At 45.9% G+C, this 20,509-nt stretch carries 22 protein-coding genes; 4 read left to right on the top strand and 18 right to left on the bottom strand.

What is annotated here, in order from left to right; genetic code table 11:
* Positions 1–7: 7 nt before the first annotated feature.
* From ENLAB_RS09780 to flgB, 13 genes are all read right to left on the bottom strand, one after another.
* A complete protein-coding gene (locus tag ENLAB_RS09780) occupies positions 8–205 on the bottom strand; it encodes a flagellar FlbD family protein (protein WP_005226609.1) in 198 nt (65 codons plus the stop codon).
* Positions 206–240: 35 nt separating this feature from the next.
* Positions 241–1,137 carry a flagellar hook-basal body complex protein gene (locus tag ENLAB_RS09775; protein ID WP_194195022.1) on the bottom strand — a complete coding sequence of 299 codons (897 nt, stop codon included), beginning with the start codon at positions 1,135–1,137 and terminating at the stop codon, positions 241–243.
* Between the two features lie 78 nt (positions 1,138–1,215).
* Complete coding sequence (locus ENLAB_RS09770; protein WP_015508733.1) at positions 1,216–1,578, bottom strand: flagellar protein; 363 nt, start codon at positions 1,576–1,578, stop codon at positions 1,216–1,218.
* Positions 1,575–2,006, bottom strand: coding sequence for a flagellar hook capping FlgD N-terminal domain-containing protein (locus tag ENLAB_RS09765; protein WP_003129052.1), 432 nt, complete (start codon positions 2,004–2,006; stop codon positions 1,575–1,577). The genes ENLAB_RS09770 and ENLAB_RS09765 overlap by 4 nt, the downstream gene beginning before the upstream one ends.
* Positions 2,007–2,018: 12 nt before the next feature.
* Entirely contained in the window at positions 2,019–3,356 is a 1,338-nt protein-coding gene (locus tag ENLAB_RS09760) for a flagellar hook-length control protein FliK (protein ID WP_244350878.1), read from the bottom strand.
* A 64-nt stretch (positions 3,357–3,420) separates the two neighbouring features.
* Positions 3,421–3,840 (bottom strand): flagellar export protein FliJ, encoded by a 420-nt coding sequence (gene fliJ / locus ENLAB_RS09755; protein ID WP_244350874.1) that lies wholly within the window; start codon positions 3,838–3,840, stop codon positions 3,421–3,423.
* A gap of 22 nt (positions 3,841–3,862) precedes the next feature.
* Positions 3,863–5,215, bottom strand: coding sequence for a flagellar protein export ATPase FliI (gene fliI, locus ENLAB_RS09750; protein WP_142974053.1), 1,353 nt, complete (start codon positions 5,213–5,215; stop codon positions 3,863–3,865).
* Complete coding sequence (locus ENLAB_RS09745; RefSeq protein ID WP_244350872.1) at positions 5,212–5,970, bottom strand: FliH/SctL family protein; 759 nt, start codon at positions 5,968–5,970, stop codon at positions 5,212–5,214. The genes fliI and ENLAB_RS09745 overlap by 4 nt, the downstream gene beginning before the upstream one ends.
* Positions 5,954–6,958, bottom strand: coding sequence for a flagellar motor switch protein FliG (gene fliG / locus ENLAB_RS09740; RefSeq protein ID WP_005226586.1), 1,005 nt, complete (start codon positions 6,956–6,958; stop codon positions 5,954–5,956). The genes ENLAB_RS09745 and fliG overlap by 17 nt, the downstream gene beginning before the upstream one ends.
* A 10-nt stretch (positions 6,959–6,968) precedes the next feature.
* Complete coding sequence (fliF, locus tag ENLAB_RS09735) at positions 6,969–8,591, bottom strand: flagellar basal-body MS-ring/collar protein FliF (protein WP_170920071.1); 1,623 nt, start codon at positions 8,589–8,591, stop codon at positions 6,969–6,971.
* 27 nt (positions 8,592–8,618) lie between these two features.
* A complete protein-coding gene (gene fliE / locus ENLAB_RS09730; protein WP_244350869.1) occupies positions 8,619–8,942 on the bottom strand; it encodes a flagellar hook-basal body complex protein FliE in 324 nt (107 codons plus the stop codon).
* A 7-nt stretch (positions 8,943–8,949) separates the two neighbouring features.
* Positions 8,950–9,366: a flagellar basal body rod protein FlgC gene (flgC, locus tag ENLAB_RS09725; RefSeq protein ID WP_244350866.1), complete on the bottom strand. Its 417-nt coding sequence runs from the start codon at positions 9,364–9,366 to the stop codon at positions 8,950–8,952.
* A gap of 21 nt (positions 9,367–9,387) precedes the next feature.
* Entirely contained in the window at positions 9,388–9,747 is a 360-nt protein-coding gene (flgB, locus tag ENLAB_RS09720; RefSeq protein ID WP_017144455.1) for a flagellar basal body rod protein FlgB, read from the bottom strand.
* Positions 9,748–10,367: 620 nt separating this feature from the next.
* Between flgB and motA the strand changes: the two genes are divergently transcribed.
* Positions 10,368–11,132 (top strand): flagellar motor stator protein MotA, encoded by a 765-nt coding sequence (gene motA / locus ENLAB_RS09715; protein WP_005232810.1) that lies wholly within the window; start codon positions 10,368–10,370, stop codon positions 11,130–11,132.
* A gap of 13 nt (positions 11,133–11,145) precedes the next feature.
* Complete coding sequence (locus tag ENLAB_RS09710) at positions 11,146–11,916, top strand: OmpA/MotB family protein (RefSeq protein ID WP_077453142.1); 771 nt, start codon at positions 11,146–11,148, stop codon at positions 11,914–11,916.
* A 202-nt stretch (positions 11,917–12,118) separates the two neighbouring features.
* On the opposite strand, the gene ENLAB_RS09705 is transcribed toward ENLAB_RS09710, so the two are convergent.
* The 4 genes from ENLAB_RS09705 to ENLAB_RS09690 all read right to left on the bottom strand — a co-directional run bounded on the left by ENLAB_RS09705 (position 12,119) and on the right by ENLAB_RS09690 (position 16,392).
* A complete protein-coding gene (locus ENLAB_RS09705; protein WP_077453144.1) occupies positions 12,119–12,712 on the bottom strand; it encodes a DUF1989 domain-containing protein in 594 nt (197 codons plus the stop codon).
* A 78-nt stretch (positions 12,713–12,790) separates the two neighbouring features.
* Positions 12,791–12,985 (bottom strand): hypothetical protein, encoded by a 195-nt coding sequence (locus ENLAB_RS09700; RefSeq protein ID WP_077453146.1) that lies wholly within the window; start codon positions 12,983–12,985, stop codon positions 12,791–12,793.
* Between the two features lie 268 nt (positions 12,986–13,253).
* Positions 13,254–15,299: a methyl-accepting chemotaxis protein gene (locus ENLAB_RS09695; protein ID WP_005226571.1), complete on the bottom strand. Its 2,046-nt coding sequence runs from the start codon at positions 15,297–15,299 to the stop codon at positions 13,254–13,256.
* 283 nt (positions 15,300–15,582) lie between these two features.
* A complete protein-coding gene (locus tag ENLAB_RS09690; RefSeq protein WP_140966424.1) occupies positions 15,583–16,392 on the bottom strand; it encodes an aldo/keto reductase family protein in 810 nt (269 codons plus the stop codon).
* A gap of 172 nt (positions 16,393–16,564) precedes the next feature.
* Between ENLAB_RS09690 and ENLAB_RS09685 the strand changes: the two genes are divergently transcribed.
* Positions 16,565–16,957, top strand: a complete 393-nt coding sequence (locus tag ENLAB_RS09685; RefSeq protein ID WP_244350864.1) for a YbaN family protein — start codon at positions 16,565–16,567, stop codon at positions 16,955–16,957.
* Positions 16,958–17,039: 82 nt separating this feature from the next.
* Here the strand turns inward: ENLAB_RS09685 and ppdK are convergent, their stop codons facing one another.
* Complete coding sequence (ppdK, locus tag ENLAB_RS09680) at positions 17,040–19,673, bottom strand: pyruvate, phosphate dikinase (protein ID WP_244350862.1); 2,634 nt, start codon at positions 19,671–19,673, stop codon at positions 17,040–17,042.
* A 190-nt stretch (positions 19,674–19,863) separates the two neighbouring features.
* Between ppdK and ccpN the strand changes: the two genes are divergently transcribed.
* Positions 19,864–20,499, top strand: coding sequence for a transcriptional regulator CcpN (gene ccpN, locus ENLAB_RS09675; protein ID WP_077453152.1), 636 nt, complete (start codon positions 19,864–19,866; stop codon positions 20,497–20,499).
* The last annotated feature ends 10 nt before the right edge of the window (positions 20,500–20,509 follow it).

The following is a 20,509-nucleotide window of genomic DNA, read 5'->3' as shown; positions in this document are numbered from 1 at the left end:
CCCACCCTTACGTTTTCACTTGGTTCGAATGGATCACCGTATGATACTCGATCACCCGCTGCGCAACTTCTTGCGCAGCTTCCGTCACCACTAAGGTTTTGCCGTCTGTCAGTGTGATCAATGTATCCGGCATTTCTTCGATCCGATAAATCAATGTTGGATTTAAATAGAATGGCTTGCCATTCAATGCTGTCACTAGAATCATGGTCAAACTCCTCTCAATGATGAAGCGTCACGTTCTTAACGTTTTAGATTCAATAATTCTTGCAGCATTTCATCAGAAGTCGTAATACTTCTTGAATTTGCTTGATAGGCACGGCTCGCAATGATCATTTCGGTAAATTCTGTCGAAAGATCGACATTCGACATTTCCAAGGCACCTGCTTGCAGCGTTCCCGCTCCATTATTGCCGGGGCCTGCAACGATCGCATTTCCTGAGTTGCTGGTTTGGATATAGTTGTTGCCGCCGACTTTTTCTAAACCTTCTGGGTTATTGAAGGTTGCGACACCGACTTTTCCCATCACAAAGGTTTGATTGCCGTATTTTGCCAACACTAAGCCATTGGCATCGATCGCCATGGAGTTATAGGTCAAGGTTTCCCCATTGACGGTCAGTGTGCTTGGGATCGACAAGGGAGCTACGGCACCTTGTCCGCTCAATGCCGTGTTTTCATCAAAGTTGTCATCATAGACAACTGGTTGACCGCCATTGACTGAACGACCTAAGACTTGCATCCCATCACTATTGGTCAAGGTTCCGTTGCTGTCGCGAACGAATGCGCCATCTCGTGTGTAATAGGTTTCGCCATTTGCTCCTGGTCCTTGTACCATAAAGTAGCCTTGTCCGCTGATATAAAAATCCATGCTGCGACCAGTCGATTGCGGGGCACCGACTGTATTGATGGTATCGATGGAGCCCGTCTGAACCCCTAAACCGATCTGCGTTGCATTGATCCCGCCTAAGCCGTTGCCTGGTGCAGTTGCGTTAGACATCGTTTGGCTCATCATGTCTTGGAAAAGGACTCGACTTGATTTGAACCCGACCGTATTGACGTTGGCGATATTATTGGAAACCACGTCCATTTTCGTTTGAAGATTTTTCATTCCACTGACACCTGAATATAATGATCGTAACATGCTTATTTTCCTCCTTATGGTTGGCGTATTTTCCTCTGTCATTCAGAAAATACTTGCAGCCCCTTTTCAGTCCAGCTGCTATTTGATAAATGTGGCGCTGTCAATATTGGTGACGGTGTGAAGCTCATTCATCCCCATCGCCGTAATGATAGTTCGTGAATGGACATCGGCGATCAAGCCCATATCTTTGTACACGAGCAGTGATTCTTTGCTGCCTTTTTCCGCGAGCTCACTAAGCGCCGTTGAAAGGGATTGATAATCATCGTCTTGTAAGGTCAATTCTCTTGCGGTCAAACGCTTTTGCGCATGATGGGAGACTTTGATGTCGCTTTGTTTTTGTTCAAGCATTGCAGAAAAGGCTTGTTTGTCCACGCCTTTGCGGGGATGTTGATAAGGCTCCCCGGCAACTTTTTGCAGCCCCTGTTGAATCGTCAAACTCATTTTGCTTCGCCGCCAATCTCTTGGATCGCACTCATACTGTATTCTTTGCCATTTACGACGATCGTGGCGTAGCCATTGGCAAAGCGGACCTTTTCGATGGTTCCTGACAATGTTTCTGTGCCGTCCATCAGAGTGACTTGTTTATTGATCAAGCTAAAGGCTTGCTGCTGTTGCTGTAAAATCACCGAGGTCGTCAACGTTTCGCTCAATTCATTCAAGCTCTCTAAGGTCGTAAATTGAACCAGTTGCGAGATATAGTCGGTGCTACCACCACCAGAAGAATCGCTGCCTCCCATCGATGGATTGCTCATAGATGCGGCTAAGATCTTCAAAAAATCATCCATGGAGATATCTGAAGATTTTTTTGTTTGCGTTAATGCTGATGTATTGGCAATACCGGCCGCAGCTGCTGTAATTTCATCTGCCATAGGTCTCCTCCTTTACACTAAAATACTGATCGCATGATCGATCGGTGCTAATTGCGGCTCTTCCTCAGCCGTATTGCTTTGATGAAACGGCTTTTTACTTTGTCCTTTTTGAGCCTGTAAAAAACGCTGTTGGTTTAACTGACTGTCACTTGCCATCATACTGCCGGCAAAGGATTGATTTGACAGCGGACCAGCCTGCTGGACAGAAGCTAACGTAGGTTCTTTGATTGCTAGGATCGGCTGCTCTTGCTTTTGCAAAACTTGCTCTAGCTCATGCTTGATGGACAGCAATAATTCTTTGGCTTGCGGCTGCTGAACGGTCAGTTCTAAGCGGCTGCCTTGGGCAGTCGTTTCTAGGGAAAGCTGGATCGTGCCTAATTTCTCGGGAACGAATTGCAACGTGATTTTTTTCTCGCTTGCCGTGCTGCTCGTTTGGACGAGTTGGGCAGTCGCTTTTGCTAAGGGTAGGACCGCTTGTTCCATATTCGCTTTTGTTGGCGTTGGTCCTTGCTTGGTCAAAAGGGGAGAAACATCAAGCAGCTGCAGTGCTGGTGCCGCCATTTCATTGTCAGTTACTGCTGAAGAAGCAATGGCTTGTGCAGAAACAGCTTCCGCTTTTTTGGCGACTGTTTCATTCGTGCGTTGCAAGGTGCTAGTCGTATCCGTCGCTTGGTGGGTCACTGGCAACACTTGATCCAATGGTCCCGTTTGGCCCAATTGCGCGGTCTCTTCGTTGGACTGTTTCAGCTGTGCTTCTGTCGTCTGCGCAATCGCGGCTTTTGTTACTAAATCGATTTCCTTGAAAGTCGCGATCCCTTTTGCCGTGGACTGCTCTTCGCTTACTAAGTCTTCTGGCAAAGGCGTTTCAAGCGTTGGTGCTGCGGCTTCACTTCTGTCATTTGTCATCAAATCCAGACCTTCAAGCGTAGACTCGGAGGGGTCGATGACTGTGGTGGCTACGTCTATTGGTGCTAAAGTTGCTGTGGCGCTCGTTTGGTTCTGCTCCGTCGTTGCCATTGATGCCTGTGGCGCTTCTTGAACCAAACCTGCAAAAGGTGCCTGGCTGATCTGGCTCATTCCTGGCGCTTGTGTCGTTGCAGGTTGTCCAGCTGCTGAAGTGATTTCTGGCTCCTGCGGCAGATGTTCCATACTGCTGGCCATATCCATTTCTGGTGCGGCGGCGGTTTGCTCCGTCATCCCTGATGGCTCGAAGGATGCTGGCAGGTTGCTGTCTGCTTGAGCTGTCAGCTGTTGCATCAGCAAACTGAAGACTTCTGGTGACGCCTCCGTCTTTTTTGATTTGCTACCGACAGGTACAGCGGTTGCGGCACTTGTTGTGATCTCTTTCATTGTTCACCTCCTCTCAGCTGATGCTTTGAAACCAAGGTCGTCTCATCACTAAAACATTAGTTCTTTAAGAAAATAAGGCGCGATTGCCGAACTCATCCAATTGTTTTTGCTCTTCCAATTGCTGTTCATAGGTGTATTCAGCAAATTGTTTTTCTCGCAGTTTTTCCACGATCTTGCGTTCCTGCTGCGCTTCTACCACCACCGTTAAAGACTCTGCCAATTCTTGCTTCACGTGAAACATTTTGTTCTGAACCTCATCGATGGTGGCATTCAAAGCAAGCAAATAGCGTTGTTGCACTTGCATCCGCCCAATGGTCATCTCATTGACATCAAAAAGCTGGGCTTTTTCCTGTGTCAGCGTATTCAGGTGCTGTTCTTGCTGAATCAACAATTGTTGTTTTTGGGCGTAAGCGCGTTTGGCTTCTTGCTCAATGGTTTTTCGGTGATCCAATACTTTTTCTAAGGAAAAGTGAAATGCTTGCATAGCTGCTCCTTTATGATCTGTTTTAGATGGTCGAACGCTGGCGCTCGATCAGCGCTTCTTCACTGAACAAATGCGCCAGTTCAAAAATCGTTTGTTCAAATGGGATCCGCTCATCCACTTTTTGCTGTAAAAACCGTAGGATGGGGTGATGCAACGCGATCGCTTGGTCGGTCAACGCATTACTGCCACTCTTGTAAGCACCAATATCGATCAAATCCTTGGCCTCTGCATAAACGGCCATGTTTTCTTTTAGTTCCCCCGCATGTTTATGCTGTTCCTCAGAAACAAGGGTCTTCATCAAGCGGCTGAGGCTGTTTTGAATATCGATGGCAGGATAATGATTTTGAGCGGCGATTTTTCGGGACAAAAGAATATGTCCATCAAGAATCCCCCGCACCGCATCAGCGATCGGTTCATTCATGTCATCCCCTTCTACCAAGACAGTATAAAAGGCCGTGATCGAGCCTTTGTCAGACATCCCACTGCGTTCTAACAACTTCGGTAAAGCTGTAAACACAGAAGGGGTATAGCCTTTGGTCGTCGGCGGTTCGCCTGTCGATAGACCGATCTCCCGCTGCGCCATCGCAAAACGGGTCACCGAGTCCATCATCAATACGACTTTCTTGCCTTGATCGCGGTAATACTCAGCGATCGCTGTTGCCACATGAGCCCCTTTTAATCGTACGAGAGGCGGCATATCGGAGGTAGCACAGACAACGACCGACTTGCGGTAGCCTTCTGGGCCTAGATCATTTTCAATAAATTCTTTGACTTCTCGTCCCCGCTCGCCGATCAAGCCGATCACGATGACATCGGCTTCGCAATAACGAGCCAGCATCCCCAATAAGGTACTTTTACCGACCCCGCTGCCGGCAAAAATGCCGATCCGTTGGCCAAGGCCGACGGTCAAGAGACCATCGATCGCCCGGACACCTGTCGGCATGATCTCAGCGATTTTCTGACGGCGAAAGGGGTCAGGAGAATCTTGACTAACTGGATATTCTGACGCAGTTTCCAGCTCCAGCGCCATATCTAACGGTCGCCCTAGTCCATCTAAGGTGTGCCCTAGCAGCGTATCATCGATTTTTACCGTCAACGATTTGCCAGTTGGCCGCACCAAACAGCCGGGTCCGATGCCTTCTAGCTGATCAAGGGGCATCAGGAGCACGGTTTTTTTCACAAAGCCCACGACTTCGGCTAAGGCTGTATGTGTCTTGTTTTGCAATGCGACTTCACAGATTTCCCCTATGAAAACCGCCAGCCCTTCGACTTTGATCAGCAGACCTACGACTTCGCTGACTTTGCCGTAGGTAGTAAAAAACGGCTGTGCTTGCGCCGTTTTGCGCAGCGCTGTAATCGGTAATTCAAACGTCATTCCTTCACACTGCTTTCTAGAAATTGGCTCAAAAAGCGCGCGATTTCTTTCCTCAGTTCAAAAACCACCAAGGCATTTTCAGATTCGATACAAAAATCGTGTTCCGCCAAGCTGTCATCTGCCATGAGTAAATAGCGAAACCCGCTGATCGTCTGCTTTTTGGTTTCCAACAATTCTCGCAACCCTGCAAGATGCTGCTCTTGGCTGCGAACAGTCACAAATTGATCGGGTTGTTCAAATTGCCATAGCACAGACTCCACAAAAGGCAGGAAGCCTGCTTGCTCGTCTGTAAAACGTTGATTGATCAAGGCTTCGGCGATTGCCGTGCCGTAAGCGATCATTTCTTGCTTTTTCTCTGAGCGAAAGGTGTTGATTTCAGAAACGGCTTCAGCGACATTGGCTTGGGCTTGTTTCATCAATGCTTGCGCGGCTTCTTTGCTGGCATTGAGTCCTTCTTGATAGCCTTGTTGAAAGCCATCTGCTTGTCCTGCTTGAAAGCCTTCCGTTCTCGCTTCTGCTAGAATTTGCGCCGCTTGCGCTTGTGCATCGGTCAAAATCTGCTGCTTCAAGGCTTCCATTTGCTGCAGATGCCGTTCCTGCTCCAACTGGCGTGCACGTCTAGCCGCTTGCAGTTCTGGGTCTAAGCTTGGTTTCTCAATCGGCGCTTTGATGGTCGTATCCGTCAAAATACTGCGCGCAGCTTCAGTCGTTTTGACCGCCTGCTGCTTCAATAAACTGCTATTTGACCACTGCATCTTGGTCGCCCCTTCCGATGTAGATCTCACCGGTTTCATCTAGCCGTCGAATCACAGCCACCACACTTTGTTGGGCTTCTTCTACAGCAGACAAGCGGGTAGGACCCATAAATTGAATTTCTTCTTGCAGATTTTCCACCGCCCGTGATGAGAGATTGGAGAAAATAAAGTTCTTGATGTCGTCGGTCGTGCCTTTAAGCGCTAAGACTAGCACATCGTTTTGAACATCTCGCAAAACTTTTTGAACATCCAAGCGATCGAGAGTCACGATATCCTCGAAAGTAAACAAGCTGGATTTCACTTCGTTGGAGAGTTCTGGTTGCCGCTTTTCTAAGTCGTTCAAAATGTTCTTTTCGGTGCTGCGGCTGACTGAGTTCAAGATTTCTACCAGTGTGTGCACACCACCGACATTTTCCGTATCGTTCTCAATGTAATTCGAGAATTTGTTCTCGATCACTTTTTCGATCCGTTCAATCACCAAAGGCGACGTACTGGAGATCGTTCCGATCCGTTCAGCGATCTCCACTTGCAAATGATCGGGAAACTGCGACAAGACGCTGGCCGCTTTGTCCGGCTGCATGTAGCACAAAATCAACGCTACCGTTTGTGGATGTTCGCCGATCAACAGATTGGTCAACTGTTGAACATCGGCTTTGCGAGCGATATTAAAGGGCCGTTCCCGCAGCTGAATCTGAGTCAATACGTCAATGACTTCTTTGGCTTTTTGAGGGCCTAATGCTTGGTTCAGCAAATTTTTGGCATAATCGATCCCGCCGTCTAAGACATATTTGCGGGCCGTTGCGGTATGAGAAAATTCCTCCAACACTTGATCCCGCTCTTCGGGACTGACAAAGTCGATGTTGGCGATCTCATAGCTCACTTTTTGTATAAATGATTCTGGCAGCAGCTTCATGATCTTTGCAGAGGTATCTGATCCTAGAGAAATCAGAAGAATCGCTGCTTTTTTTACCCCGTCTATTGTATCCATGGCTGCCCCCTTATTTTTCTTTCATCCAAGCTTTGATCAATTCCGCCGCTACTTCAGGATTGCTTTCGGCATAATTTCTAGCCGTTTGATCCAATGTTGGTTCTCCTGTATGTTCTGCTGCGGCTTCTTGTGTGGATGCTTCTGGCACCGCTGGTTTCGTTTCAGCAGACCGATTGCCGACACCGCCAAAAACGACTTCTTGTGCAACTGGGTTACTCGCTCCGGTGTTGACTGCGGACGGTTGTGCAAAGGAGACCATCTCCTCCGTCACATCGACTTCCAGCTCGTCTTCTTTGCGTCGGCGTCGGATCACGCCAACGATCATTAAGATCACCAAGAACAAGGTCAACACGATACCGCCGATGATGGCGTACTTGAGATAACCTTTGGCAGCTGCAATCGGTTCATTCCCTTGCGGATCAGCGGCTGGATCAACCTCTGCTTGGGCAAAGTCAAATCCTTGGATCGCGATTTGATCGCCACGATCATTGTCATAGCCGACGGCACTAGCAATCAACTGCTGCAATTCTGCTTGATCTGCTTGCGAAAGGTTCGCATTGATCACGATCGAACTAGTCATTCGTTCGATCATGCCAGGGGCCGTAATGGTCGTAGTGGTCTCGGTATCCAATTCATTTTCAACGGAGCGACTGTAGGAATTGTTTCCTTCTCCATCCGTGCCCGTCACATTGGAGACATTGTCATCCACCGTCCCTGTTTGGGCTTCTTGGACGGTCCCTTGCGAACCAGCAGCCTGCACTGTCTCACTCTTGATCTCTGGGTCATCATAAGTAACTTTCTTCCGCTCGATCGAGTCAAAATTCAAGTCTAAATTGATCGACACTTGGAATTTGTCTGCACCATAGATCGGTGTCAGCAACTTCGCTACTTTTTCTTCTAGCGTTTTTTCATAGGAATCTTTGATGGCAATGTATTTATTGTTCAGGCCACTTAATTGACTGGCTTCATCTTCGGTTCTCGTCAAAGTATTGCCCGCGCTATCAACGACTTTTACATTTTCAGGCTTCAGCTTTTCCACTGCGCCGGAAGTCAAGGTAACGATCCCTTGCACGGACTCGTCTGAGATCTGCTGATTTTTCAAGGTCAACACGATGGAGGCGGTTGGCGCACTTTCCTCCGAAGAAAAGACACTTTCTTCTGGCATCACGAGTAAAACTTTGGCGGATTTGACCGCATCGATCGACTCGATTGCTCGCTGTAGTTCGCCCGTTACTGCCCGCTGATACATGATCTTGCGATCTTCGTCGGTTGTCATCATGTTGGCATCATCAAATAATTCAAAGCCTGTACTGGTATTTGGTAACTTATTGTCCACGGCAAGATTGATGCGGTATTCATCGACTTGGTCCTTATCGATCAAAATCGTCGTTCCATTGTCAGCTAATTTGTAGGCGATCTGCTGTTCCTCCAAATCCTTGCTGATCGTTCCCGCATCGGCATCGCTTAGATCCGTAAACAAGATACCGTATTCAATTCGCGTATTTAAATAATAAACAGCTGCTGTGATTCCGAGAACGCTGATAACGGAAAGAACAACGATCATTTTCTTTAAAGAGCTTTGCATTTGCCAACGGTCTTTGAGTTGTTCTGTCCATTCTTTCACTTTATCCATCATTTATTCTTATTCCCTCACCCACTGCTAAAACTGCATATTTTTCACGTCATTGTAAGCTTCTAAACACTTGTTTCGTACTTGAACGGCTGTTTGTAGCGCCAATTGCGCCTCCGTCATGCGAATCATCACATTGCCTAGATCGCTTTCATCGCCGGTGATCAAATTAACAGTATCTTGATCCATGACCGCCGTTTTTTGATTCAACTGATCGACCGCATGGGTCAAGTAGGAAGAAAACTGGTTTTCCTTGGTGCCCACAACACTAGTCTCTTTTGAAGCAGCCCCCGTGCCTAGTGTCCGCAAAACGTTTTGGTAGTCTGTTAATCCTGTCGTTAAAAGTCCATCCATTTTCTCGTTACCCCTTTGATATTTCTAATGCTTTTTTCAAGATTGTTTTATTCATTTCTGAAGCAGAAACATTGGCTTCGTACGTTCGAACCGCTTGCAACATTGCCACCATTTCATCGGCAATATCCACATTTGATTGACCGACATATCCCTCAGCGTTGGCAGCGGGATTGGTAGGATCATAGGTCAGTTTTTCCGTCTCATCGGCAGCGATCCCCGTCACTTTGACACCGTATGTAGTCGGTGTTCCTTCACGACTATTTTTTAAATTTTCTGAAAAAAGAATACTCTTTTTTTGATAAGCCGCGGTTGTTTGTGTTTGATTTGTATTTACATTTGCGATATTGCTGGAGATCGTATCTAGTTTTAACCGTTCCAATGCTAGACCGCTCGCGTTGATCGTTAGTCCGTTAAATATACCCATTTGTTTTTCCTGCGCTTTCTATCAATTACTCAAGACAAGGTTCATCATTTGCAAGCGTCCGTTGACTTGTGCGGTCAATGCACTGTAATACAACCCATTGGCTGCTTGATCCAACATCTCTACCTCAAGATCCACGTTATTGCCGTTGTCTTTGATACTGGTAGTTGCATTTTCAGTGATTTTCGGTTTTACTTGAGAAACTGACGCTTCGGTTGCAGCGTCGGTCCCTGACGAAGCGAGTGCCTGCTTTAATTCGCTTTCAAACACGATGCGTTTTGCTTTGTACCCATCCGTGTTGACATTGGCGATATTAGACGAAATCAATTCTGCGCGTTGGGCAGAAACGTTCATGGCTGTTTTTAATAAATCATAGGTATCCAACAATAATTGCTCCTTCCACCTTCTGTACCAAACGTTTTTTTCATCGATGGAACAGAAACAAATATATTTATTGATTTTTTTGTTATAGATTAAAAAAACAAGAAGACGTGATGTCATTATAGTAGAATTGTTTTTATTTTACAATTTGATTTTTGCAACTTTACGGATATGACATTTAAGTTACAGGTATGTTATGTTATTTGTTAAACACTGTTTCATCGCAATTTCGTCCCCAGTTATAAAAAGTAAACGATCGATATAAAGCGTTTTACAAGCATATCTATACTTTTTGATCAAAATCATTTTTTTGATAAAAAAACAAGTATTATTCGAAAAATTGATTAAAACATTTTCATTTGTGTTTGATGGTATGACAAACCCTGAGAAATACTTCACGAAAAAAAACGGTACCATCTATAAATATTCACAAAAATTGCAAGCTGTACCATTTCAAAAATTTGACGAAACTTGTCAAAAAAAGAACAAAAAAAAGAGAAGCAGAAAATTTATTTTAGTTATTTTTTGGATTATTTTTTTTTGCTATTAAGAATGATTTTAATTCACCGATAAAATAAATGAGGGTTTAAAACCTGGAAATAGAATTTAGGAGGACGCAACAAATGGATTTTTTCTTGCTGATCGGTATTATTTTAGGATTGATATCTGTGGTGGTTGGGATGATTGTAAAAGGTGCCAATGTGGCCGTTTTGATCAATCCGGCAGCCGCGATCATCATTTTCGTCGGTGTGATCGCAGCCGTTATCAATTCATTTCCCAGCAGTGATATCAAAAAAATCCCGAAGATCTTCGGCGTTCTGCTGAAAAATAAAGAATACGACTTAAAAACAACCATCAATACCATCGTTGAATTAGCTAACCAAGCTCGGCGCGATGGCCTACTATCTCTTGAAGGTGCTATCCAAAACTTAGAAGATCCTTTTTTAAAAAAGGGCTTGGAAATGGTGGTGGATGGCATCGCTGCCGAACAGATCCAAGAAATCATGGAAAATGAGATCTATGGGATCGAAGAACGACATCGCATCGGCTCGGCTATTTTTAAAACCGCCGGCACGAGTTCCCCGACCTTAGGGGTGTTAGGAGCCGTGATCGGGCTGATAGGGGCGCTAGGCAATTTAGAGGATGTAGAAGCACTGGGTCATATGATCTCGGCGGCTTTTGTGGCGACCCTTTATGGTATTTTCTTCGGTTATGTGCTGTTCATTCCTTTTAGCTCACGATTAACTTTGAAATCTGAGCAAGAAGTCCAAATGATGTCGATCATCGTTGAAGGGGTCTTAGCGATCCAAGCCGGACAATCGCCGAAAAGTATTGAGAAAAAATTATACAGCTTGATCGATCCGAAAAAACGGCAAGAACAATTATAAAGGGTGAAGCGACATGAAGCGAAAAAAGAAACATGAAGAACATGTAGACGAAGCGTGGCTTTTGCCTTACTCGGATATGTTGACCTTGCTGCTGGCCTTATTCATCGTCATGTTTGCCATGGCGAAAGTCGATGATGAGAAGTTTCAAGAAATCCGAAGCGAATTCGGCACCATCCTTTCCAGCCACCACAGCAACGCCTCCGTCATCGGGTCAGTGATCGATATGGGCGAGACCACGCCGCGAAAAAAAGCCGCCACTTCTGCCGAAGCACAAGCGCAAGAAGCAGCAGTTCGGACCCAACTGGAAAATCAACAGCTAGAAAAAATCAGCGACCAGCTGTCACAAGAACTCGCCGCTTCTGGCTTAAAAGACCAGACAGAAGTTCGCTTGGAATCTGATGGCTTGCATATCACGTTAGCTAGCAGTATTTTGTTTGCCTCTGGCAGCGCCGAGATCACGGACACCACTCGTCAGTCACTGGATCTACTCTCGGACTCACTGAAAAAACTAAAAGCTAACAAAATCGTGATCGCCGGGCATACTGATAACGTACCGGAAAAAGGCAATGGCCGCTACCAATCTAACTGGGATCTTAGTTCCGCTCGTGCCATTACCGTTATGGAATACTTCATCAGCAAAGGCGCTGTTTTAGAAAAAAATGCTGCCATCCAAGCCTTTGCCGATACCGAACCGAAAGCCGATAACAACACCCCCCAAGGCCGCTCGGAAAACCGCCGCGTGGAGATGATCATTCAGCGAACCGAAGCGGCAGTTACTCAATGAATGGACTTATTTAAACAAAAAAACGATTCCTTATAAATAATAGGGGATCGTTTTTCCTGAGGTAGCTGGTGCAGCAATCAAACCAAGAACCATTCAGTCCCGACATCCTGCCAATCACTCTAAGAGAATGTCGGCTCTCTTAGAAATATAGCAAAAAGTATACTATTAGCGTAGGCGCTGCACACTCATTACCTATGACCAATCATTCTTCAATGACCAGTTTAATCGGGGTACATTCTCCCCCATTGCAACTACTTTCAGAAACACTGCAAGCGGCGACTGCAAGTAACACATCCATTTCTGCTACTAAGACGATTTTATCTCCCGCTTTTGACAAAGGTGTCTCGACGGAAAGTTTGCCATTAGGTAATATTTTTGTATACATAAAAATATTAAACGGCGTGATTTCATCTCGTTGATGTCCTAAAACATCCATCAGTGATCGATTGATATTTGCCAAGCAGCTAGGGTGATTTTTCCCAGTATCATAAAAAAAGTCATACATCTCTGGACGGCAACATGGGTGCAACAAGTCATGTTCCTTCACATCATCTTCAACGATCGTAAACATTTTCTTGTACTGATTGGTATAGAGACGATCCCCTGTGCTGACCTTCAAACTTTCATTACAATCAATAGTGACTCCAGCAGACAAGTATTCTTTAGGATCTGTTGGATTAACCGCAAAAAAATCAACTACTTGTTGTCCTTCTACATCGATAATCTCAATCTTACTACCACTCTTAACCAATACTGCAGCACCACTTTGTGCTTCAATCATATATTCTTCCGCCATTTTTTCCCCTCCTAAACAATGAAAATCCCTTTTCTCTACTTTTCTTAATAGGAACAGTAGTTGTTTCCTAGCCAAATACTACTCCTTGAAAAACAAATTGCAATATCCATAAAAAATGAGGACAATGCCCACCAATGTGGAATGGTCAATAAAAGGAATGTCAAAAACCATTGAAAGCAACCCATTTAAGCCTAAAATGATGATACCCATAACCAATATCAACCAAGAAGCGAGACGAATCAATTGGTATTCTTTTCCAAAGATCTTCAGCAACTATCTCCCCCCTTTTCTCCTCTATCTTTTATGCGCTTTCATAATGATCAACCATACGTCACCTTTTAAAGTTTTTATTTGGCAAAAGATCCCCACTGGTTGCTGCTTTTTTCATTATAACAGATGTTTCACGCCTTGCCCCGCGGTTTTCTGACAAACCTTTTTAGCCCATTTGACGGCTTTTTTTGACTATCTCCATCGAAAAACCCCCATTACCAACGAATTTATTGGTAATGGGGGTTTTAATCAGCTTTCGCTAGACAATCAATTATTTCTCCACTTCAAAACGATTGGTCAATCGCTTCAACTCTTCTGCAATGTCTCTGAGGTCTGCCACATGGTTGGTAAATTCATCCATGGTTGCCAAGACTTCTTCTGCATTTGCGGAAACTTCTTGTGTACCAGCGGCATTTTCTTCCGTTGATGCGGAAATGTTTTCTAAGTTTTCCAGTACACTGTTTTGAATATTTTCGATACGGGCACTGGCTGCTTCAATATGATGGATGCCTTCGATCATATAGCTGCTGCGTTGGAAAACTTCTTTTGAAGACGAGATCGCTTCTTTGATCAAGTTGGTTTGGCGAACGCCGCCTTTGACAGATGCAGACGTTTGTTTGACCATTTGACTAGACTGCTCACGAATTTCTTCAATGATCGCTTCGATCTCTTTGGTAGAGGCCTTACTTTGTTCCGCCAATTTACGGATCTCAGCAGCCACGACGGCAAAGCCTTTGCCCGACTCACCTGCACTTGCGGCTTCGATCGATGCATTCAAGGCTAACAAGTTAGTTTGGTAAGAAATATCGTTGATGACCCCAATGATCGAGTTGATGTTTTGGATACTATCATTCATTCCCGTCATGTTCGACATCAAGCGCTCCATCTGTGCCAACTCTTGTCGCCAGCTGTCATCGACTTGATCCATGATCGTTAAGTTTTCTTGATTGATCTTCGTAGATTCTTGCGACTTGCTGCTCATGCCGCCAACATTTTCTCGTAATTCTTTCACGACTTGCGAAAGGTTTTGCATTTGGGACACGCTGTATTCTGTTTCTTGGGCTTGAGCACCGGTCACTTCAGCAATACCCGTAATGGTTTGAGAGACTTCTTCTGTCGCAATATTGGTTTGTTTTGACAATTCTAATAAAGAATCCGACATTCCTGCGACACTGTTGCTTTCTTTTTGTACTTTTTGGATCAATGCACCCGTGCCTTCGATCATCACATTGTAATTGTCCGCCATTTGCTGGATCTCATTGCCTGCTTTGTCTGGATAAACAACTCGGCGTGCCAGTTGATCCCATGTCCATTTTTCGCCTTTGGCTCTTTTGGTTTTGCTCATCTTCTCTAGTTTGCCTTCACCGACTTTTCTAAAGTAACGATTGAAGCAATCGATGATCGCTGCGACTACTTTGATCGCGGCATACGAAACCAGTCCTACAAAGAGCAACATCAAGATCGTAACGATAATGGTGGTGCGGACTAACGCTCCTAATTCTTTGTCTAGATCACTAGCTTTGACTTCGGAGTACGCCCAAACATTGGAATCAGCAGACTTGTCATACAACACATCGTTGACTTTATTCGAGTCGCCTAAGCCAACCATGCCTGTCGGGTTTTTAGCTTCTTTGATTTTTTGGAATACTTCTTCTTCTTTGATATTCTTACCGATTTGTTTGGTGTTTTTTGAGGTCACGATGACCCCAGATTCTGAAACTAAGGTGACATTCCCAGTCCGCCCTACGGTAAAGGAAGACAAGATGTTTTGAATGCTTTCATAGGAAACATCGACGCTTAAAACCCCCACTTGATTATGGGAATTTTTGACCCTGATCGAAGCCGACGTCACAAATTGATTCGACACCGTATCTAAATAAGGTGCTGTCCAATACACTTCTCCTTCGGCTTTTACGGCCCCTTTGTACCACGGCCGAATCGTAGGCTTATAATCATCTGGTAAGGGGTTGAAGGTCACATACTCATCATCTTCTGTCCCAAAAGTCACTGCTAAGAAGCTGTTGCTTCCAGCAATCGCTAAAGAAAGATCTGAACGGATACGCCCCATGCTGAATTCTGTTTTCATCGCTGGCAGTTCAGCCATTGATTTCAATTTGCTTTCCGTCGATCGGCGCAAACTCTTTTCTTCCGCCAAGATCAAATTGACGGCACTTTCTTTGTTCAAATCATTTCGTTCAATCAATAAGTTCTTGGTGGTTAAATAGGAACTTGTCAGCATGACAATGATCGGGATCCCCGCAACCAGCATCAAGGTGATCATCACATAAATTCCTATCGTCTTTTTTCTTTTTTTCACAACTGTGCCACTCCTTCATTTCCATTTTCACACGATCCAATGAAGACTCGTCCATAGACGACCCTTAGTAAGGATAATCGGTTATTTCTTTGAATGATTAAGAGGGTTCATTGGCAGAAACGGCTGCAAGCGCATTTTCTTTTTTGCTAAGTCTTACGGTTGCTGTTGTAACGAATAGAAAAGCTCCTCAGTGATCAAGGAGCGTTGCGACTGCATAAAAATAGCCAGCACGGAAGTTTCCGCACTGGCTGTAGGGTCCCTTTAATAGGACCGCTTCTATTGCCTATAATTCTTTGATGATGGCTTTTTCTTCCGCCGTCAAAGCGAAATCAAAGAGCGCTAAATTTTCGGCTTGATGTTTTTCTGAATGGGATTTCGGAATCACGATCACCCCACGCTCGATTTGGTAACGCAAGACCACTTGGCTCCAGGTTTTTTGATACGCTTCACCGATTTGGGTCAAGGTTTCCCGTGCCGCTTCTGAAATCCGGGAAAGTGGACCCCAGGCTTCTGGCACTACCTGATTGGCTAAGGAATAGGCGATGATCGCATCATTCCACTTGCCTGGATGCGATTCGATCTGATTGACCGCTGGTTTGATCCGACTGTTTGCCAATAAATAGCTAAGTTCTTCTTCTTGGAAATTGGACACCCCGATCGCTTTTAAGACTCCTTTATCGACATAAGCCTCAAGAACCGCCCAGACAGCGGCAATCTCTGCCAAGTTGTCCCACGGATGATGGATCAAATAAAGATCGATCGATTCCGTCTGCAAGGCTGCTAAACTCGCTTCAACAGACGCTTTCACGGCAGCTGCATCTTGCGTATACTCCGGTTTGCCAGGAATCTTAGAAGTCAGGAAAAATTCGCTGCGGTCGATCCCGCTTTCCTTGATGGCTTTGCCTACCACGGCTTCGTTGCGATAAGAAATCGCCGTATCAAAATGCCGATACCCAAGCTTGATGGCAGTCAATAGCTCTGTCGTATCATCATTGATCGCACCTTGGTATTCTCGGTTTTCTTTCCCAAATGTATTCGTCCCACTGCCGATCACTGGAATCTGAATGCCGGTATTCAATTCAATCGTTTCCATGCTGCTTCCCCCTTTGTGTTGTTTCTAGTCTATCAAAAAAGCAGGAGTAAGGGGAAGAAAAACTCTTATTGCCGCTAAAAAACGGGGAAAAGCACAAAACGCATGTTCAAGCTGCCCCTCCTCCGTTATACTGAGGTTAAGACACGAAACACCCAAATAAGGAGGGTTACTTTTGAAAAAAACACTGTTTTTTCTTTGTGGATCACTGACATTCGGTTTAGGTACGTTAGGAATCTTTTTGCCTTTCTTACCTACAACGGTCTTTTACTTGCTGACGGCTTATTTCTGGCTGCGGAGTTCCGATACCTCTTATCAACGCTTGGTTCAATCAGAAAATTATCAAAAATACATTGAAAAACCACTCGTACAAAAACAGCTGAGCACTAAGGGAATGGTTCGGATGTTTGCCATGATGCTGGTAGTCTTTGCAATTCCTGCACTATTGATCCCCAATCTGCTGGTACGTTTCGTCCTCGCTGCCATCTACCTCGCCCATGTCATTGGGATCACTTGGTATTTAAAAGGACGCAAACCTGCGATCCAAAAAACGGATCAGCCCCTGTAAGTACGACGCTGCACGAACACGCCGTAATCCACCAAGCAAGCGAACCTTGCTAGTGGACTGCGGTGTATTTTTTTCTCCTATTTTAGCGGGTGCTCACTGACGCCTCTTCGATGATGGGGGCTGATTGGGCGATCGCTAACCAAGCAGCAGGGATCCGGTATGGGGAACAAGAAACATAGTCGATGCCGATCTCTCGCAAAAATGCAATAGAATAGGGATCGCTGCCGACTTCGCCACAAACACCGATCGAGTGCTCTGGCTGACGATCTCTTACGCCAGCGATTGCTTGACGCATCAATGTGCCAACGCCCGCCTGATCTAAGTGCTGGTAAGGATCTTCTTGTAAGATCCCCGACTGCAAATAGGCTTGAATAAAGCTGCCGGCATCATCCCGCGAAAAGCCAAAGGTCATTTGTGTCAAGTCATTGGTACCAAAACTAAAGAACGCCGCATCTTCAGCACACTCCCCAGCAATCAAGCACGCTCTAGGTGTCTCGATCATCATGCCGATCTCGATGCGCAACGGTTGCTGCAGGGTGGCTTCTGCTTGAGCGATCACCTGTGTCAACGTCTCTTTCAACACCTGCAGCTCTGCAGGCAAACTGATCAGGGGCAGTAAGATCGCCGCCTCTACCTCGACTCCTTGCTGCCGCAACTCCACAGCCGCTTCACAAATCGCCGCTGTTTGCATTTCATAAATTTCTGGATAGCTCAGTCCTAAGCGGCTGCCGCGATGCCCCATCATGGGATTGACCTCTTGCAGTTCGTCAATTCGCCGCTCGATCACTGCCAATGATTTTTGACTACGGCGGGCCATCTCAAGGCGTTCATGCTCATGGGGCAAGAATTCATGGAGTGGCGGATCTAATAAACGAATCGTGCATTTCTTTCCTTGCGCGGCCTGCAGCATTTCTTTGAAATCGGCTTTTTGATACGCCTTGATCTCAGCCAACGCCGCCAATCGTTCCGCCTTCGTTTCTGCCAAGATGACTTCCCGCATTTTCCACAAACGCGCTTCCCCAAAAAACATATGCTCCGTCCGTGCTAAGCCGATGCCCGCTGCACCAAAGGCCAGCGCCGCCTCAATGTCATTTTTCGTTTCCGCATTTGCGTAAACCTTTAGATCTGCCTGGGCTTGCGCCCACGTCAAAAGCTGATCCAATAAGACCCGTTCCTGCACACTGGTCATAGGCAGCTGCCCTTGATACAGTTTGCCAGTACTGCCGTCTACCGAAAGCACGTCACCTTCTTCAATCAGCAACTCACCACAGCGAGCCTGCTTCAAAAATACATCGACACTTAATGCCTCGCACCCTACCACACAGCAGACCCCCAGACCACGGGCGACCACCGCCGCATGCGAAGTCATCCCCCCACGAGCGGTAATGATCGCTTCACTCACCACCATGCCTTCAATATCTTCAGGTGAGGTTTCCTGCCGCAGCAACAGGACTTTTTCTCCCGTGCGGCTGGCTTTTTCCGCCGCTTCTGCAGTGAAATAGACATGTCCTGAAGCTGCTCCTGGACTAGCCGGCAAGCCTTGCGCAAAAGCTTTGGCTTGCTGCAAGGCTTCGGGGGCAAATAACGGGTGCAGCAATTGATCGATCATTTCTGGTGTGATGCGATCTAGTGCCTGCCTGATAGTGATCCGACCTTCTGCGACCATATCCGTTGCAATTTGTGCTGCGGCAGCGGCGGTTCGTTTGCCGTTTCTTGTTTGCAAGACAAACAACTGGCCGTCATCGATGGTAAATTCAATGTCTTGCATGTCTTGATAGTGATCCTCCAAACCCTCAGCCAGTTGCTTTAGTTCCTGATAGATCATGGGATGCTGCTGTGCCAACGCTTGGATCGGTTGTGGTGTACGAATGCCAGCAACCACATCTTCCCCTTGGGCACACACTAGAAATTCGCCGAAAAGTCCCGGTTCCCCGGTTGCTGGATTGCGGGTAAAGGCGACACCCGTCCCACTATTTATCCCACTGTTGCCAAAAACCATTTCTTGAATCGTTACGGCAGTCCCTAGATCGTCAGGGATCCGATGGAGGGAACGGTAGGTCTTGGCCCGTGGGTTGTTCCATGAACGAAAAACCGCCGTGATGGCTGCCAACAATTGCTGAAACGGGTCTTGCGGAAACGCTTCTTGAGTATGTTCCATATAAATACTTTGAAACACGCGGCAGATCATTTGCCAATCATTGCCGGTCATCATTTGGTCTGACGCATAATTCTGCTGTTTCTTATAATCTGTCAAGTAGGCTTCAAAGTGCTCTTTTGCTACACCTTTCACCACATCCCCATACATCTGGATCAAGCGGCGGTAACAATCATAAGCAAAGACGGGGTCCCCTGTCTGCTGAGCCAACCCTTGGACGGTTTCATCATTCAACCCAAGGTTTAAGATCGTATCCATCATCCCTGGCATGGAAAACTTGGCACCACTGCGGACAGAAACCAACAACGGCGACTGCAGTCCGCCAAATGTTTTGTTCCTGCGGACTGCCAATTCTTCGATGGCAGCTTTGACTTGCTTGATGATCGCCTCAGGAAGAACCTGTTCTTCTAAATAGGTCAGGCAAATGGTGGCCGGGACGATAAATCCTTGAGGAACAGGCAAACCCAAATTGGTCATCTCCGCTAGATTTGCCCCTTTCCCGCCTAATAGTGCTTTTTGCTCTTTCGTGCCTTCTGAAAACCATACGACTGCTTTTTCCATCATGTTCCTCCTTTTAAATGTTATATACTATTTCGATTAATTAGCAGTATATAGTATGGCACATTTAATCGTCAAGCCAAAAAAAGAAAACTTTTAAGGGATTCATCCTTTTTAAAAGAGAAGGATTGCCTTTTCATTCGGAAAATCATATAATCAATAGCATAGCACATAAAAGAAAGAAGGTGACACATTGGAATTAAGCCAAAGACAAATGAAAATCATTGAGATCGTCAAAGAGCATCAGCCCATCAGTGGGGAGACCATTGCGAAGCAGTTGGGTTTGAGCCGCGCAACCTTGCGGAATGACTTATCGATTTTGACCATGACCGGTTTATTAGACGCCCGACCGAAAGTCGGCTATTTCTACACAGGACAAACCGTTGAGCCTTTGCTTTTCGAAAAACTCTACCATACCAAAGTTGCAGAAGTCATGATCCCACCGTTGCTGATCTCACAAACGGTCTCCGTTTATGAAGCAGTCACGACTTTGTTTATGTACGATGTCGGTTCCCTCTATGTCAAAAATGACCAAGACGAACTGATTGGGGTACTCTCCCGCAAAGATCTGCTGCGCTTTGCGATCAGCAATGCCGCACCAGAAAAAACACCCGTAGCGATGATCATGACTCGCATGCCAAACATCGTGACCATCACACCGGCAGAAACGATCTTGACGGCTGGTACGTTGTTAGGACGACATGAAGTTGATACCTTGCCTGTGGTCGATCCGCAGGAACCAAAAAAAGTCATCGGCAAAATCACGAAGACACGGCTGATGAATTACTTTATTCAAGCAGGCAATGACAGTGACAACACACACTTTTAGGGGGCAAAAA

It is taken from the genome of Enterococcus innesii, assembly GCF_022846515.1.
In the GTDB taxonomy this organism is placed as follows: domain Bacteria; phylum Bacillota; class Bacilli; order Lactobacillales; family Enterococcaceae; genus Enterococcus_D; species Enterococcus_D innesii.
Note: the sequence above shows the minus strand (reverse complement) of the source record. Positions and strands in the feature narration are given on the sequence as shown.

Bases quoted from the DNA above. Each gene is read 5' to 3' on its own strand.
- fliF (WP_170920071.1), bottom strand. From the start codon at position 8,591: ATGGATAAAGTGAAAGAATGGACAGAACAACTCAAAGACCGTTGGCAA.
- ENLAB_RS09690 (WP_140966424.1), bottom strand. From the start codon at position 16,392: ATGGAAACGATTGAATTGAATACCGGCATTCAGATTCCAGTGATCGGC.
- fliJ (WP_244350874.1), bottom strand. From the start codon at position 3,840: ATGCAAGCATTTCACTTTTCCTTAGAAAAAGTATTGGATCACCGAAAA.
- fliI (WP_142974053.1), bottom strand. From the start codon at position 5,215: ATGACGTTTGAATTACCGATTACAGCGCTGCGCAAAACGGCGCAAGCA.
- ENLAB_RS09765 (WP_003129052.1), bottom strand. From the start codon at position 2,006: ATGGCAGATGAAATTACAGCAGCTGCGGCCGGTATTGCCAATACATCA.
- flgC (WP_244350866.1), bottom strand. From the start codon at position 9,366: ATGGGTATATTTAACGGACTAACGATCAACGCGAGCGGTCTAGCATTG.
- motA (WP_005232810.1), top strand. From the start codon at position 10,368: ATGGATTTTTTCTTGCTGATCGGTATTATTTTAGGATTGATATCTGTG.
- ENLAB_RS09770 (WP_015508733.1), bottom strand. From the start codon at position 1,578: ATGAGTTTGACGATTCAACAGGGGCTGCAAAAAGTTGCCGGGGAGCCT.
- ENLAB_RS09760 (WP_244350878.1), bottom strand. From the start codon at position 3,356: ATGAAAGAGATCACAACAAGTGCCGCAACCGCTGTACCTGTCGGTAGC.
- ppdK (WP_244350862.1), bottom strand. From the start codon at position 19,673: ATGGAAAAAGCAGTCGTATGGTTTTCAGAAGGCACGAAAGAGCAAAAA.
- ENLAB_RS09710 (WP_077453142.1), top strand. From the start codon at position 11,146: ATGAAGCGAAAAAAGAAACATGAAGAACATGTAGACGAAGCGTGGCTT.
- fliG (WP_005226586.1), bottom strand. From the start codon at position 6,958: ATGGATACAATAGACGGGGTAAAAAAAGCAGCGATTCTTCTGATTTCT.
- ENLAB_RS09780 (WP_005226609.1), bottom strand. From the start codon at position 205: ATGATTCTAGTGACAGCATTGAATGGCAAGCCATTCTATTTAAATCCA.
- fliE (WP_244350869.1), bottom strand. From the start codon at position 8,942: ATGGATGGACTTTTAACGACAGGATTAACAGACTACCAAAACGTTTTG.
- ENLAB_RS09745 (WP_244350872.1), bottom strand. From the start codon at position 5,970: ATGCAGTGGTCAAATAGCAGTTTATTGAAGCAGCAGGCGGTCAAAACG.
- ENLAB_RS09775 (WP_194195022.1), bottom strand. From the start codon at position 1,137: ATGTTACGATCATTATATTCAGGTGTCAGTGGAATGAAAAATCTTCAA.
- ENLAB_RS09705 (WP_077453144.1), bottom strand. From the start codon at position 12,712: ATGGCGGAAGAATATATGATTGAAGCACAAAGTGGTGCTGCAGTATTG.